The organism is Chryseobacterium sp. SIMBA_029 (genome assembly GCF_046535275.1).
GTDB lineage: Bacteria > Bacteroidota > Bacteroidia > Flavobacteriales > Weeksellaceae > Chryseobacterium.
Window position 1 is genome coordinate 1 of the sequence record NZ_JAWRXA010000861.1, and the last position, 235, is coordinate 235.

Consider the following 235-nt stretch of genomic DNA (forward strand, 5'->3'; position numbering starts at 1 on the left):
GGCATCTGTTCTAGGGGCACTCCGAGGGCTTTGGCCGTGTTGCGGCCCAAGTGCTGGTCCGGGAAGAACAGGACCCTCTGGCCGCGTTCAAACGCCCATTCCAGGACCACTGTGGCGTTGGAGGAGGTGCAGACGATACCGCCGTTCCGGCCACAGAAAGCTTTGAGTGCGGCAGAAGAGTTCATGTAGGTGACCGGTATGACAGGTACGCGGCCCTGATCATCGGTTTCCGTGC

Annotated in this window: 1 protein-coding gene; it reads right to left on the reverse strand. The window is 60.9% G+C overall.

The genetic code is table 11. The annotated features are described in order from the left end of the window. On the reverse strand, positions 1-235 hold a 235-nt coding region (gene nadA, locus SB679_RS26325; RefSeq protein WP_410705379.1), incomplete at both ends, for a quinolinate synthase NadA.